12 protein-coding genes are annotated in these 14,906 nt (G+C 57.0%); 5 read left to right on the forward strand and 7 right to left on the reverse strand.

Annotated features, from left to right (window positions below; translation table 11 throughout):
• Positions 1 to 30: 30 nt before the first annotated feature.
• Positions 31 to 825, reverse strand: coding sequence for an alpha/beta fold hydrolase (locus DX909_RS27250; RefSeq protein WP_128548414.1), 795 nt, complete (start codon positions 823 to 825; stop codon positions 31 to 33).
• Between the two features lie 67 nt (positions 826 to 892).
• Positions 893 to 1,945 (reverse strand): selenide, water dikinase SelD, encoded by a 1,053-nt coding sequence (selD, locus tag DX909_RS27255; protein WP_128548415.1) that lies wholly within the window; start codon positions 1,943 to 1,945, stop codon positions 893 to 895.
• Positions 1,946 to 2,328: 383 nt separating this feature from the next.
• Here selD and DX909_RS27260 point away from each other — a divergent pair, with 383 nt between their 5' ends.
• Both DX909_RS27260 and DX909_RS27265 read left to right on the forward strand, forming a co-directional pair.
• Positions 2,329 to 5,742 carry a TonB-dependent receptor gene (locus DX909_RS27260; RefSeq protein WP_128548416.1) on the forward strand — a complete coding sequence of 1,138 codons (3,414 nt, stop codon included), beginning with the start codon at positions 2,329 to 2,331 and terminating at the stop codon, positions 5,740 to 5,742.
• Between the two features lie 69 nt (positions 5,743 to 5,811).
• Positions 5,812 to 6,675, forward strand: coding sequence for a glycerophosphodiester phosphodiesterase family protein (locus tag DX909_RS27265; protein ID WP_128548417.1), 864 nt, complete (start codon positions 5,812 to 5,814; stop codon positions 6,673 to 6,675).
• A gap of 7 nt (positions 6,676 to 6,682) precedes the next feature.
• On the opposite strand, the gene DX909_RS27270 is transcribed toward DX909_RS27265, so the two are convergent.
• Positions 6,683 to 7,600: a patatin-like phospholipase family protein gene (locus tag DX909_RS27270; protein ID WP_128548418.1), complete on the reverse strand. Its 918-nt coding sequence runs from the start codon at positions 7,598 to 7,600 to the stop codon at positions 6,683 to 6,685.
• A gap of 165 nt (positions 7,601 to 7,765) precedes the next feature.
• On the opposite strand from DX909_RS27270, the gene DX909_RS27275 reads away from it, so the two are divergent.
• Positions 7,766 to 8,740, forward strand: a complete 975-nt coding sequence (locus tag DX909_RS27275) for a polyprenyl synthetase family protein (protein ID WP_128548419.1) — start codon at positions 7,766 to 7,768, stop codon at positions 8,738 to 8,740.
• Between the two features lie 25 nt (positions 8,741 to 8,765).
• Here DX909_RS27275 and DX909_RS27280 read toward each other — a convergent pair whose 3' ends face one another.
• Positions 8,766 to 9,491 (reverse strand): fatty acid desaturase, encoded by a 726-nt coding sequence (locus DX909_RS27280; protein ID WP_128548420.1) that lies wholly within the window; start codon positions 9,489 to 9,491, stop codon positions 8,766 to 8,768.
• A 109-nt stretch (positions 9,492 to 9,600) separates the two neighbouring features.
• Here DX909_RS27280 and pafA point away from each other — a divergent pair, with 109 nt between their 5' ends.
• Positions 9,601 to 11,256, forward strand: a complete 1,656-nt coding sequence (gene pafA, locus DX909_RS27285; RefSeq protein WP_128548421.1) for an alkaline phosphatase PafA — start codon at positions 9,601 to 9,603, stop codon at positions 11,254 to 11,256.
• Between the two features lie 138 nt (positions 11,257 to 11,394).
• Positions 11,395 to 11,709 (forward strand): hypothetical protein, encoded by a 315-nt coding sequence (locus tag DX909_RS27290; protein ID WP_128548422.1) that lies wholly within the window; start codon positions 11,395 to 11,397, stop codon positions 11,707 to 11,709.
• A 54-nt stretch (positions 11,710 to 11,763) separates the two neighbouring features.
• On the opposite strand, the gene DX909_RS27295 is transcribed toward DX909_RS27290, so the two are convergent.
• From DX909_RS27295 to DX909_RS27305, 3 genes are all read right to left on the reverse strand, one after another.
• Positions 11,764 to 12,216, reverse strand: a complete 453-nt coding sequence (locus tag DX909_RS27295) for an NfeD family protein (protein WP_128548423.1) — start codon at positions 12,214 to 12,216, stop codon at positions 11,764 to 11,766.
• A gap of 2 nt (positions 12,217 to 12,218) precedes the next feature.
• On the reverse strand, positions 12,219 to 13,136 hold the full coding sequence (locus DX909_RS27300; RefSeq protein WP_128548424.1) for an SPFH domain-containing protein: 918 nt from the start codon (positions 13,134 to 13,136) through the stop codon (positions 12,219 to 12,221).
• A gap of 240 nt (positions 13,137 to 13,376) precedes the next feature.
• On the reverse strand, positions 13,377 to 14,516 hold the full coding sequence (locus tag DX909_RS27305; RefSeq protein ID WP_128548425.1) for an acyl-CoA dehydrogenase family protein: 1,140 nt from the start codon (positions 14,514 to 14,516) through the stop codon (positions 13,377 to 13,379).
• Positions 14,517 to 14,906: the final 390 nt, after the last annotated feature.

Below are 14,906 nucleotides of genomic sequence, written 5' to 3' on the forward strand. Positions count from 1 at the left end.
GGCCGGTCCTGGCTTTTGTCGGGACCGGCTTTATCGAGAATCTCCGGCCCCGGCCGGAACCCCCAGAAAGCGAAAAAGGACTTCGACGAATTCTTTCGGTTTTTCGGCCTGCACCCAGTGACCGGCCCCCTCGACGGTTTCCAGCGTGCAGTCCAGGAAGATGCGCCGGATCAGGTCGATATCCTGTTCGCGGATATACCCCGAATCGGCACCCCGGATCACTAAGGTCGGTTCGGAGATGGTCCGGATGTGTCGGAGTTCTTCCCCGATGCCGTGAATTTCCCGTTCGATGGCCCGCAGATTGAGCCGCCAGTTGAAGGAACCGTTTTCGTCGCGGTACAGATTCTTGAGCAGAAACTGCCGAACGGCGGGGTCGGGTTCGTACTGGCTCATGATCCGGTCGGCGTCGTTGCGGCTGGTCAGGGAGGCCAGGTCGATGGCCTTGAAGCCGCGAAGGATGTCCGTGTGATGCACCGGGTAAAACTGGGGGCCGATGTCGACCACGACCAGTTTGCTGAACTGCCCGGGATAGTCCATCGCGAACTGCATCACCGCCTTGCCTCCCATCGAGTGACCGAGCAGGATCGGCTTTTCGAGCTGGTGGTCCGTGATGAATTCGTGCAGGTCGGCGGCCAGCACCTCGTAGTCGTGCTCGTCGCTGTGGGGAGAGCGGCCGTGGTTACGCTGGTCCAGCAGAAACAGCCGGAAGCCGCCCTCCGCGATGGTTTTTGAAATGGTCAGCCAATTGTCGGAAGAACCGAAAACGCCGTGCAGAATGATCAGGGGCATGCCGGTTTCTCCGACCTGTCGGTAAAAAAGCTTCATACGGTAGTCAGGGCGCAAAGACGCCGGTAGGCAGCCTAAACTTAGCGTCTTTGCGCCGAAATACGGATCAGATCACATAAATAACTTTCTCCCGCTTCTCCACCAGATGGCCGAATGACTTCAGGCTCAGGTTGTTTTCAAGAGCTACCTGTTCAAATTCACGGGCGCTTCCGGGATCGATGGCAATCAGCAGCCCACCGCTGGTCTGAGGGTCGGCCAGAATAAACCGCCGTTCGTCGGGCAGATCGGCAACCTTGTCGCCGTAGCTGTCCCAGTTGCGGTGCGTGCCGCCGGGGATGCTTTTCTGGGCCAGGTATTCATCCAGCACCGCCAGCTTCGGCACCTTGTCGAAGTCGATTTCGGCGCTCAGACCGCTGCCTTCCGCCATTTCGATGAGGTGGCCGAGCAGACCGAAGCCGGTCACGTCGGTCAGCGCCCGCACGTAGGGAAGTTTTCCCAGAAAGGAGCCGAATTTATTCAGCTGGACCATCTGATCCGGGGCGAGGTCGGCGTGTTCGGGTTTCAGCAGCCCTTTCTTCTGCGCCGTGGTCAGGATGCCGACGCCCAGCGGCTTGGTCAGGTAGAGGCAGCAGCCTTCGACGGCGGTATTGTTCTGTTTCAGGTGGTTCAGCCGCACCTTGCCCGTGACGGCCAGCCCGAAGATCGGTTCGGGGCTGTCGATGCTGTGGCCGCCGGCCAGCGGAATGCCGGCTTCGGCGCAGACCGCCCGGCTGCCTTCCAGCACCTGTCCGGCCACTTCGGGGGGCAGTTTGTCGAGAGGCCAGCCCAGGATGGCGATGGCCAGAAGGGGTTCACCGCCCATGGCGTACACGTCGCTGATGGCGTTGGCCGAGGCAATCCGCCCGAAATCATAGGCGTCGTCGACGATGGGCATGAAAAAGTCCGTGGTGCTGATGATGGCTTCCCCGTGGCCGGTCTCCAGAACGGCCGCGTCGTCGCGGCTGTCGTTCCCGACCAGCAGACTGGGAAAACCGGCGGAACTAAGGGCGCCGGAGTTGGAATGAAGAATCCGGTCCAGCACCTTCGGCGCAATTTTACAGCCGCAGCCGGCACCGTGGCTGTATTGGGTCAGTTTGTATATTTCCGTTTGTTGAATCATAGCTTACAGAGTCGGGATTACCGTTCGGCCCAGGAGGAGCCGTAACGGAAAGATAAAAAGAAAGGATCGTAATAACCTAAGCCTTTCCAGGTTTCTTATAAACCGGCAGGGCCGTAACTGATTGAAAAATAGAATATTAAATTGTAAATGTGCAAAACCGTGCCGCAGACGGATAGGGAGTTAACAAAAAATTAATACCGGCAAATTGAACGATAAAAACACTTTTCAGGAGTTTTTCGGGAAACCTTGCCCCCAATTTTGTTATTATGGTACTTTACTAAGAATGCGGTCTTGAGACGCAAAAAATTTTGTCGTTTCTTTGTAGTAAACTTCTCAATGAACACATGTCTTTACAACCAATTTCAACCAAACCAATCATTTTTATGAGAAAAAGATTACTGTATGTACAGGTAATCACTTTATTATGCGGGTTTGCCATCGCCCTCTGGAGCGGTGGCAGCGCGCAGGCGCAGGTGACCACCTCGTCGATTACCGGTCTGATCCGTGACCAGAAAGGAGAAGGGCTGCCGGGAGCTACTGTGGTTGCCGTGCATACCCCTTCCGGAACACGTTACGGTACCATCACGAATACCGAAGGCCGGTATACCCTTCCCGCCGTTCGCGTCGGGGGGCCTTACCAGATCACCGTTACCTTCGTCGGGTTCAGGGAGCAGGTAAAAGACGGCTTTACGGCCAACCTCGGAACGGCCGTCAACGCGGATTTTACCCTGGCCGACGAGAGTACGCAGCTTTCCGAAGTGGTAGTTTCCGGGAGCCGGAGTGATATTTTCAGTTCGGATCGTACCGGGGCGGCCGCTTCTTTCGGTCGCGAAACCATCAACAACATTCCGACCATCGGACGGACGCTGACGGACGTTTCAAAATACAACCCGTACGGCAACGGGCAATCGTTTGCCGGACAGGACCCGCGCTTCAACAACTTTACCATCGACGGTTCGGTATTCAACAATGGTTTCGGTCTGGGCAGCTCGGCGCTGGCCGGCGGCCGGACCGGTACGACGGCCGTTTCGCTGGACGCCATCGATCAGCTTCAGGTCAACGTGGCGCCCTTCGATATCCGCCAGTCCGGGTTTACGGGAGCAGGCATCAACGCCGTTACGCGTTCCGGTACCAACGAATTTTCGGGTTCGGTCTACCACCTGTTCCGGAACAACAGTCTGGTCGGCAAAACCGCCGATGGGGTGGCGATTACGCCCAAGCCCAACATCAACGAAAAGACCTACGGTTTCCGGCTCGGCGGTCCGATCATTAAAAACAAGCTGTTCTTTTTCGTGAACGGCGAGCTGTTCAAAAGCAGTACGCCGGCCCTGATCTGGAGCCTCGACCGGGGCCAGACCGGAGGATCGAACGTGTCACGCGTGACGCTGGCCGATATGCAGGACCTCGATCAGTTCATGCGGACGAATTTCAACCGGAGCCTCGGCGCCCTGGACGGGTTCAACAATGAAGTGAACAGTATCAAGGGCCTCATCCGTCTGGATTACAACATCAGCGACCAGCACAAACTGTCTGTCCGGTATTCGCACCACAACTCCGATTCGGACCAGATCATCAGCAACAGTAACAGCAGCAATACGGCCGGCAACGGGAACCGGAGCAACAGCCAGCTGGCACTTTCGCCCGAGAACTCCGGCTACATCATTGCCGACAACACCCGGTCGCTGGCGGCCGAACTTACCTCCAACTTCGGCGGGAGGTTCGCCAACAACCTGATCGTGACCTACAACAAACAGCTCGAAGACCGTACTTATAAGGCCGATCTTTTCCCGACGATCGACATTCTGAGCGGGGGGAGTACGTATACGTCCATCGGTTTCGACCCGTTTACGCCCAACAACAAGCTGAATTATTCGACGACCAACTTCACGAACAATTTCAACTACTTCGCGGGCCGGCATACGTTCACGGCCGGTCTGGTCTACGAATTCTATACGTCGAATAACGTGTTCTTCCCGTCGTCGAACGGGGTGTACGTCTACAACTCGATTGCGGACTTCAAACAGGCGGCTCTGGCCTCGCTCAACAACCCGACCGCCACGACCTCTCCCGTGACGGTGAACCGGTATAACCTGCGGTATTCGCTGATTCCGGGCGGTGGCGAGCCTCTCCAGACTCTTAAACGCAGCTTGTACAGCGCCTACGTGCAGGACGAATTCCAGGCCAACCCGAACTTCAAGGTGACGCTTGGTCTGCGCGGTGACCTGTTCAATTACAACAACAACACGGCGGAGGACTTCAACAACCCGATCGTGGCCGGGCTGACCTTCAAGGATGAAAACGGCCGGGATTACAAGGTCACGACCGGGACCTTCCCGAAACCGCGGCTGCTGCTTTCTCCGCGTCTGGGTTTCAACTGGGACGTGAAAGGCGACAAGACTACCCAGGTGCGCGGGGGTTCCGGTATTTTCGTATCCCGGATCCCGGAGGTACTGGTTTCAAACCAGTTGGGTAACAACGGGGTAAACACCGCCGTGATCAACGTGACCAATACGACGGCCTACCCGTTCGTGACCGACCCCAGCAAACTGCCCGCGGCCGTTCGTCCGCCGGACCCGTCGACGGTCGACCTGAGCAAACTGGCCCCGTACGTCATCAACGCTTCGGACCAGAACCTGAAATACCCGCAGATCTGGAAAACCAACATTGCCGTCGATCAGCGGCTTCCGTTCGGTCTGATCGGGACGCTGGAATTCGTCTATAACAAGAACATCCAGGCGCTGCGTTACATCGATGCCAACCTGAGAGGTCCGCAGGAAAACCGCCGGCTTACCGGTCCTGATAACCGGCCGCTGTTCCCCGCATTCGGCGTTGCCAGCACCGGCTCCGGCGCGGCCAACACGGTCAACGTCGCCCGGTATTACAACCCGCAGATCGCCAACGCCTTCGTGCTGCGGAATACGACGAAGGGAAGTTCGTACATCATCACGGCGAAAGTGGAAAAACCGACCGTTCGGGGCTTCGGCGGCTCGCTGGCCTATACCTACGGGGAAGCCCGTGACCTGGCCTTCGTCGGCAGTACCGTTCAGGCCAACGTCCCGACCGTTCTGGGTCAGAACTACCTGCAAACGGCCTATTCCGATCAGGACCTGCGGCACCGCATCGTCGGTTTCGTGAGCTACCGGCTCAATTACGGCGGGAAATTCGGTGGAGCGACGGCCTTCACGCTCGGCCTGCTTTCGAGCAGCGGTTCCAAGATTTCCTACATTTTCAACCAGGACGTCAACTTCGACGGCCAGACGACCAACGACCTGATCTACGTTCCGCGCAATGCGTCTGAACTGACGTTTGCTCCGCTGACGGTCGGTTCCGGCGCCAATGCCGTGGTCTACACGCCGGAGCAGCAGGCGGCCGCCTTCGATGCCTACATCAACGGCAATGAGTACCTGAAGACCCGTCGCGGTCAGTATGCCGAGCGGAACGGTGGTGCCTACCCCTGGCTGACCCGTCTGGATCTGTCGGTGACGCAGGAATTTTACGTGGCGGTCGGTGCCAAAGGCAAGCGGAACACGATCCAGCTTCGCGCCGATGTACTGAACTTCACCAACCTGCTGAAAGACACCTGGGGACTGGGCAACGCCCTGACGGCTTCTTCCAACAGCTCGACGTCTAACCCGCTGACGCTGGTGAGCGTGAGCCCGGCCGGGGTGCCTTCTTACCGGCTCGCTACCCAGGTGGTGGATGGCAAGACGGTTTTGCTGAGAGATTCTTTTACCCCGAACCGAAGCCTGCCCGCCGTCTGGCAGGCCCAGATCGGGATTCGGTACATCTTCAACTAATTCAGAGTTCATCCCGAATACCCTCGTCGGACTCGTCCGGCGGGGGTATTTCGTTTTCAGTCCGATCCGATGAAAAAGACCCTTCTCACGGTTTTCATGCTGGCGGCCCTGCTGCCGGCGACGGCCCAGAAGGCCCGCCCGTTTGCCCGCCCGGAAGCCATCGACCAGGTTCTTCGGCACGATCCGGCCCGGACGGTGCCCCTGATTCTGGCGCACAGGGGCGGCCCGCAGGCCCACGAGACCGAAAACAGCCTCGAAACCTTTCGCAACACCTTCCGGCAGGTCCCCGAAGCCATTCTGGAAATGGATGTCCGGATGACGGCCGACAGCGTTCTGATGCTGCTGCACGACGACGACATCGCCCGGACCACCACCGGGACGGGCTCGGTGCAGGCGATGCCGTGGGAGGAGTTGAAAACTGTGTTTCTGCGGGATCTGAAGGGCCGTCCGACGCGCCAACGAATCCCGCGCTTCGAGGAGGTGCTGGCGTGGGGCGCCGGCCGGGTGCTGATGGCGATCGACGCCAAACCGGGGGTCGATCTTCGGAAGGTGATGAATCTGATTGCCGCCGAAGGCGCCCTGAACAGCGTGTTCATCATCTGCTATTCGACGGAAGATGCCCTCGCTATCCAGAAGCGGTTTCCGACCGTCTGGGTGGCGCTGGGATTCAACCAGGCCGACCATACCGAAACGCTGCGAAAAGCCGGTTTGGCGATCCGGAATGTGATTGCGCTGGCCTCCCGGCAGAAAAAGGAGTTTTACGAGTCCCTGCATCGCTACGGTATTTCCGTGACGGCCGGCACCTACGGACCGGGCAATCTGGATGAGCAGCCGGTCGAAGCGGTGGCGGAAGACTACCGAACCGTGTTCCGAACCGGCGCCGACATCCTGACCACCGACCGGCCGGTGGAAGTCCGGCGGCTGTTTCCGTAAACAGAGGTCACACTTTGCGTTCCACGCCCTGATTCCGAAGCACCTCCGTTCCGTTCTGGTAACCCTGAACGATGAGCCGCCCGATGTCGTCGGAAGAGAATTTCATGATATTGAGGTAAAGCGGCTCATGGGGACGGATAATCAGCAGGCGCAGGTCGTGGCCGAGTTTCTTCTCGTGATCGACGAACCGCTGCGCCCAGGCGATGTCGTTGTTGACGATCTGATTCACCGTGATGTCCTTCACCCGCTCGACCAGATTGAGCAGGCTGCGATAGTTGAATTTTTCGTTGAAGATCCGTTTGGCATGGCAGGCCACGCACACGATTTCGGTGGCGCCGTCCTCCATGGCCTGCCGCAGCGGAGCCACTTCCCGCAGGCCGCCGTCCAGAAATGCCTTCGTGTGGTCGCCCCCGATGGCCACGGCGGGCATCAGGAACGGGAGCGAACTGCTGGCCAGGACATAGTCCAGGATGTTCTCGTCTTCGTTGTCGGCGTAAATCAGGTCGCCGTTGATAATGTCGACGGCCCCGACTTTCAGCTTCACGGGGCTGTTGACCAGGATGGGAATCTGGATCTGCGACCGGATCAGGTTCTGAATGGGGGAGTTGTCGAGCAGCCCGTCGAACCGGCTCATCAGGGTGTTATAGCCCATCATGAAGCGGGAGCGGACCACGGCCACGTCCTCCGGCCGGGTGATGTTCCGGACCCAGAACTCAATGAGACGACGGCCGGCTTTGGGCCAGTCGACGACCCCGTGTTCGGCCCGCTGTTTTCCGGCTTCGTGGACCAGGAAGGTGGCGTTCAGGCTGCCGACCGAAATTCCGTAGACGGCATCCGGCTCAAAACCGGATTCCAGAACGGCCTGAATCGCTCCGGCCTGAAAAGCGCCTTTCAGGGAACCACCCCCTAAAACAAGTGCCCGCATAGTTCAGATTTTGGGTCAAAAAACGTATGGACGTAAGGTTACATTTTTGGGGCCAATCTTCCAATCCCGCCGAAGTTTTTGGAACCGAAAGCCGCTTATATCGTATTTGAGTGGTATACTTGCGCCCGTAAAACCGTCCGCGGATTCTGACGGGCCGCGTACAATATGCCAATTTCGATCCGGAACATACAGGCGCCGATTGCTGCTGAAATGGAAACGTTTGAGCACAAATTCCGGCAGTTTATGAAAAGTGACGTAATGCTCCTGGATCAGATCATGAACTACATCGTTCGCCGGAAAGGCAAACAGATCCGGCCCATGTTCGTGTTCCTGACGGCCGGCGTTTGTGGCGGTATTACCGAATCGACCCACCGGGGCGCTGCCCTGATCGAACTCCTTCATACCGCTACGCTCGTTCATGACGACGTGGTCGACGATTCCAATTACCGCCGGGGTTTCTTTTCCATCAACGCGCTCTGGAAGAACAAAATTGCGGTTCTGGTCGGCGATTACCTGCTTTCCCGGGGATTGCTTCTTTCCGTAGAAAATACAGAATATGACCTGCTGAAGATCGTTTCGACGGCCGTCCGGGAAATCAGTGAAGGCGAACTGCTCCAGATTGAAAAGGCGCGTCGGCTGGATATTACCGAAGAGGTATACTACGAAATCATCCGGCAGAAAACCGCATCCCTGATTTCGGCCTGCTGCGCCGTCGGGGCCCGCTCGGCCGGCGCGTCGCCGGAGGTCATCGAGAAAGCGCGGGTGTTCGGAGAAAAGGTCGGCATTGCCTTCCAGATCAAAGACGACCTCTTCGACTACGGGGAAGCCGAGGTCGGAAAACCGCTCGGGATCGACATCAAGGAGAAAAAAATGACGCTGCCGCTGATTTATATGCTCAACCGGGCCGGCTGGTCGGAGAAACGGCGCATCATCCAGATCATCAAAAACGAAAGCGAGAACCCGAAGCGGGTGGCCGAAGTGATTGACGCCGTGAAGAAGTCGGGCGGAATCGAGTATGCCACGCAGGTGATGAGCCGGTATGTAGAGGAAGCCAAAACCGTTCTCGATACCCTGCCCGAATCGGTCTTTCGAACCTCCCTCGATCAACTGGTGCAGTACACCATCGACCGGAGTAAGTGATCCGGCCGGATCGCTTTTTCAGCCCTCAAATCCCTTTTTCGGTCAACTCCCTCGCTTTCGGCAATTTCCACCACGGCAGGTAGGGGTAGGCATGGTGTTCGTAGTGGTAGCCGAAGAAATAACAGGTCAGAAAGGCCATCGTATGGTTCAGCTTCTGGCTGCGGGCATTGTGCGGGGCGTTCTCGTGTTCTCCGCGGTGCGGGAGATAGGTTCCGAAATAAAAGAGCTGAAACGTGCTTAGAATGGCCGGGGCCATCCAGAAAACGATCAGGTTTTCCATCGGAAACCAGAGCTTCAGGATATTGTAGGTGACTGCCATCAGAACGATCTGCCCGACCGATATATATTCCTTCAGAAAACTGTAATACCAGGCGACGAAACTGGGGTTTCCTTCGTGAAAATCCGGATCGTCGTCGGTAGCCGAATGCCGGTGGTGGAGATGATGTTTTCGGGAAAGCCGGTTGAAATTATTGAAGGCGAACAGCGTGGCGCACAGGAAACCTATGCCGTAGTTCAGGCGTTTGCGGCCGGGGGCCACCACCCCGTGGATGGCATCGTGGGCCGTGATGAACACCCCGGTATACAGATGCGTCTGCACCAGAGCGAAGAGGTATACCAGCGGATTCCGCCAGTCGATGGGATAGTTCAGCAGCATCGCCAGCATACCGAACCAGCCGATCAGGATGGCCGCAGCATACCAGAGACCACGGTTGCCGGTCCGGACGGGTTTTATAGCGGCTGTGGGTGTCATTTGGTGCGTTACTTTTCCGTGAAACGTCGGTTCAACTGCTTTTGTTCGCTACTTTTGCGATCGTTGAAAACCGGGAGGCCCCGGCCTTTCATTCCAACCGGCAGATTCCATGAAAAAAACGTTCCAGACCTTTCTCTTTATTCTGATGACGATCGGCGGGGGGATGGCCCAGCCGAAAAAAGCCGCATCCGGCCCGCAGACCCTTCCGCGCCCGAAGCTGGTAGTCGGGCTGGTGGTCGACCAGATGCGCTACGACTACCTATACCGGTATTATACTAAATTCGGAGAGGGCGGCTTCAAACGGCTCATGCGCGAAGGCTTCAACTGCCGGAACAACCATTACCACTACGCGGCCACGTACACCGGCCCCGGTCATTCCCATATTTACAACGGTTCGGCCCCGGCCCTGAGCGGAATCGTAGGCAACGACTGGTATGACCGGCGTCTCGGGCGGCTCGTATACTGCACGGAAGATACTTCTGTCACGACGGTCGGCAATACCGGCGCTGCCGGAAAGATGTCGCCCCGTAATATGCTGGTTTCCAATATCTGCGATCAGCTGAAGATTGCCACGCAGGGACAATCGAAGGTGATCGGCATCGCCCTGAAGGATCGGGGAGCCATTCTGCCGGCCGGCCACGCGGCCAACGCAGCCTACTGGTTCGACTCGAAGGACGGCAACTGGATTTCGAGCACCTATTACCTGCAGGACCTGCCGCAGTGGGTGAAAGACCTCAACGCCCGCCGGCTGCCCGATCAGTATATTAACCAGAAATGGGAACCGTTGCTGGCTCTGAACCAGTATACCGAAAGTACAGCGGACGACGTACCCTTTGAAAATGTGATGCAGGGCGAGACGAAGCCCGTATTCCCGCACCAGTTCGTGGCTGCGCTGGGCCTAAAGTTCGAGGAACTCCGCACCAGCCCCTTCGGCGATCAGCTGACGAAGGAAATGGCCCTGGCGGCCCTGAAAGGCGAGAATCTGGGTCGGGGCACCCAAACCGACTTTCTGTCTGTGAGCTTTTCCTCCCCGGATTACATCGGCCACCGCTTCGGGCCGGAATCGGTGGAAGCCGAGGATGAATACCTGCGGCTCGACCGTGTCCTGGCCGAACTGCTGACCGCCCTGGATGCGCAGGTCGGAAAAGGCAACTACCTGGCCTTTCTCTCCGCCGACCACGGAGCCGCCGAGACCTGGGGCTTTGCAAAAAGCCTGAAAATCCCGGCCGGAAACCGGGAAAGCACTTTTGCGACCGGCACCCTTACTTCGGCAATGGAAAAAGCCTTCGGCCCGGGCCAGTGGGTCAGCCGCTACATCAACCAGCAGGTTTATCTCAATCTGGATCTTCTGCAGGAGAAGAAGGTGAGCATCGATGACGCCTATCAGGTGGTCCGGAACGAGTTCCTGAAGCGCGGGGGCGTTCTGAACGTCGTTAATTTTCATAACCTGAATGCCACGGCGGTGCCTGAATACCAGATGAATCTGCTTCGCAACGTCTATCAGCCCAACCGCAGCGGTGATTTTTATATCATCTACGAACCAGGCTGGGTGGAAGGATACGGCAAGGGAGGAACCACCCACGGCACCACCTACAGCTACGACACCCATGTGCCGTTCCTTCTGTATGGCTGGGGCATCCGGCCCGGCGAGACTACCCGCCGGACTCACATCCATGACATCGCCCCGACGGTAGCGGCTCTCCTGCACATTCTGGAACCGAACGGTGCCATCGGCAATCCCGTCGTGGAAGCCATCCGGCCCTGAGGTTCACCGAAAAATCAGGATTTGTTCCGTTAAGTAACTGATAGCCTGTCCGTTAAACAGGCTATTTTTAATGGTGGTTTAGGTGATGTTTAGAATGCCTGCCAGATCGGCAGGTGAATCAAACCTAATAGAAAGACCATGCGAAGGCTACTGATTGCAGCGGGATGTGCCGTAATGGTGCTTGCGTCCCAAACCACTTTTGCTCAGGCCGTGCAGGAAGCAAAAGAGGCAAAGAAGGAAATGAAGGCCGACAAAAAAGAAGATAAGGCCGAAAAGAAAATGATGAACGCCCGCGAAAGCCGGAGCAGACTGACTGCGAAGATCAGCCGCGAAAAGGCTGAAAAGAAGCTGGAAAAAGCCGAAAAGAAGGAGATGAAGAGCGACGCCAAGGACATGAAGGCCCGCGCTAAATCGACGACCAAAAAAGCGGACCGCGAAGTCGTGAAGGACTGACGATCCGCTGCTGCAAACCGGGTGGCTTCTCAATGGAAGCCACCCGGTTTTGTTTTAGAGCGTAACCTGATTTTCCGTGACGGCGGTCACCACCGCCCGGATGCCGTCCATCTGCCGGATCACCACCATCTGCCCGGCCCCGATCGACACCTGGTTTTCAGAGACGGCGATCCACTCCGTACCCCGATAGGCGATCCGGCCCTCGCCCTGCGCCGGGATAGTTTTCGTGACCGTGGCGCGGTCACCGACGTATTCCACGTAATCGCGGCCCCGGCCCCGGTTCCGGAACCAGCTTTTGAGGGGCTTGCGGCCGAAGGCCAGGGTGGCGACGGTAACCACCGAGAACGTCAGAAGCTGGCCGGCCACGCCCTCGGTCAGACCGACCCAGGAAAAGAGCGCGGTCACCAGGGCGCCCACCCCCAGAAAGGCAAAAACGAAGGAGACGGAAACCAGTTCGGCGATGAGGAAAAGGATCCCTAAAATCGCCCAGAGTTGGGGTAGAGTCATACCTACGGAGTTTTTTCCTGTTGTTTCACGACGGTCATGGCCGTGGAGATGATCGACGACAAATCCCCGAAATTGGCCGGCAGAATCAGCGTATTGTTGGTGCGGGCCAGGTTGCCGAACTGCCCGACGACCTGCTCGGCTACCCGCAGCTGCACGGCATTCATACCGCCTTCTTCCTGAATCGCCAGGGCTATCTTCCGGATGCTTTCGGCGGTGGCGTCGGCGATGGACTTGATGGCTTCCGCTTGCCCGGCGGCTTCGTTGATCTGCCGCATCCGGATCCCTTCCGACTCCAGCACCACCTTTTGTTTCTGCCCTTCGGCCAGGTTGATGGCCGACTGTTTCTGGCCTTCGGATTCCAGAATAACGGCCCGTTTTTCGCGTTCGGCCTGCATCTGCTTTTCCATGGCATTCAGTACGGTCTGGGGCGGGGTAATGTTCTTGATCTCATACCGAAGGACCTTGACGCCCCAGCCGATGGCGGCTTCGTCGATGGCATGGACGACGGCCTGGTTGATCGTCGTTCGTTCTTCAAAAGTCTTGTCCAGTTCGATTTTGCCCATTTCGCTCCGCATGGTGGTCTGCGACAGCTGACTGACCGCGAACCGGTAGTCGCTGATGCCGTAGGAGGCCTTCATGGGGTCGATGATCTGGATGAAAATAACCCCGTCGACCCGCACCTGCACGTTGTCGCGGGTGATACAGATCTGCTCAGGGATGTCGAGGGCCGTTTCTTTCAGGCTGTGTTTGTAGGCCACCCGGTCGAAGAACGGAATGATAAAATTGACGCCGGGCTGAAGTACCGCAAAAAATTTCCCCAGCCGCTCGACGACGTAGGCCGTCTGCTGCGGGACGACCTTGACGGTGGCGAACACGACCACGAGGGCCAGAAAGGCAAGGGTCAGGAAAACGTATCCCATAAGATTCGATTAAGTTAAGACGGTGGAAAGATGGATGAAAAGAAGTAGGGCTTCAAGAATTGTGATGATAAACAGAAAAATTAATAAATAAAAGGAATCTGGGCCGGAGAAGCGGGAGGTGGTTTGAGCGAAGGAACCGAAACGCAGGCTGAAGTTTCGGGCATAACCAGTTAAAAAGACCGGAAACAGAACAGGCGAACCCGTCGATCCGCCTGTTGAAAATACTCTGGACAAAGCCGGCTATTTCAGCAGCTGCCGTGAGATAACGAGCCGCTGGATTTCGCTGGTGCCTTCCCCGATGGTACAGAGCTTCGCGTCCCGATAGTATTTTTCCACCGGAAAATCTTTGGTAAATCCGTAGCCCCCAAAGATCTGCACGGCCTCGTTGGCGGCTTTGACGGCCACTTCCGATGCGAACAGCTTCGCCATGGCGGCTTCACGCGTGACGGCCTTTCCGGCATCTTTCAGGTCGGCGGCCTGGTAGGTCAGGAGCCGGGCGGCCTCGATCTCGGTTGCCAGGTCGGCCAGTTTGAAGCCGATGGCCTGGAACCGCGCGATGGCCTGTCCGAACTGCTGCCGTTCCTGCGCATACCGCAGCGCATGGCCGAACGCCCCCTGGGCTATTCCCAGGCTGAGGGCGGCAATGGAAATACGCCCGCCGTCGAGCACTTTGAGCGACTGAATGAAGCCGTCGCCCACCTCGCCGAGCCGGTTGGCGTCCGGTATCCGGCAGTCCTGAAAGATCATCTCGGCGGTTTCGGAGGCCCGCATACCGAGCTTGTCCTCCTTCTTCCCGGCCGAAAATCCGGGCGTGCCGCGTTCGACGATGAAGGCGGTGGCGTTATGGGAAGTGTTCGGATCGGCGGTGCGGGCGATGACCACCGCAACGTGGCCGCTTTTGCCGTGGGTGATGAAGTTTTTGGAACCGTTCAGAATCCAGTGCGTTCCGTCGCGGGTGGCTGTCGTACGCATATTACCCGCATCGGACCCCGTATTCGGTTCGGTCAGGCCCCAGGCGCCGATGAACTCGCCGGAAGCCAGCTGCGGTAAAAACCGCTGTTTTTGATCCTCGTTACCGAAAAGCAGGATATGATTCGTACAAAGTGAATTATGGGCCGCCACCGAAAGGCCGATCGACCCGTCTACGCGGGAAATTTCGGCGATAACACCGACATACTCCCGGTAGCCCAGACCCGCCCCTCCGTATGCTTCCGGGACCAGAACCCCCAATAGGCCCAATTGGCCTAGTTGTTGCATCACCTCGAGCGGAAAGTACTGTTTCTCATCCCATTCTCTCACGAAGGGTTCGATATGGCGGGTTGCGAAATCGCGGACGGTTCTAACAATTAAATCTTGATTTTCTTCAATTTCAGAAATCATAACAGGTTGCTGGTTCTTGGGATGATGAAGGCAATTTTCAATAATTTACAATTAATTAACAAATTAGTCCAAGGGATGTTAAAACAATCTTTAAGCTTCTCTTTTTCCGCAAATTAGGAACTTACTGAACGGTGTTGGAAGGTACTGGCGGTCTGATGTACCGGTTTTTCAGAACAGGTTTGGACCCTTCAATCGTAAAATAGGAGGGGGGAGATTGGATTTGACGAAAAAATTCTATTTTTGTCCCGATCACCCTATGTATTTAAAAAGTACAATCTATCATAATATTCAATTAATTACCTGGAAACTTCTATATTCTTTCACTTAAGCATTTACCTATGAAATTAGCAGTAGTTGGCACCGGTTACGTTGGGTTAGTGACCGGCACCT

The organism is Larkinella soli (assembly GCF_003703975.1).
Lineage (GTDB): Bacteria > Bacteroidota > Bacteroidia > Cytophagales > Spirosomataceae > Larkinella > Larkinella soli.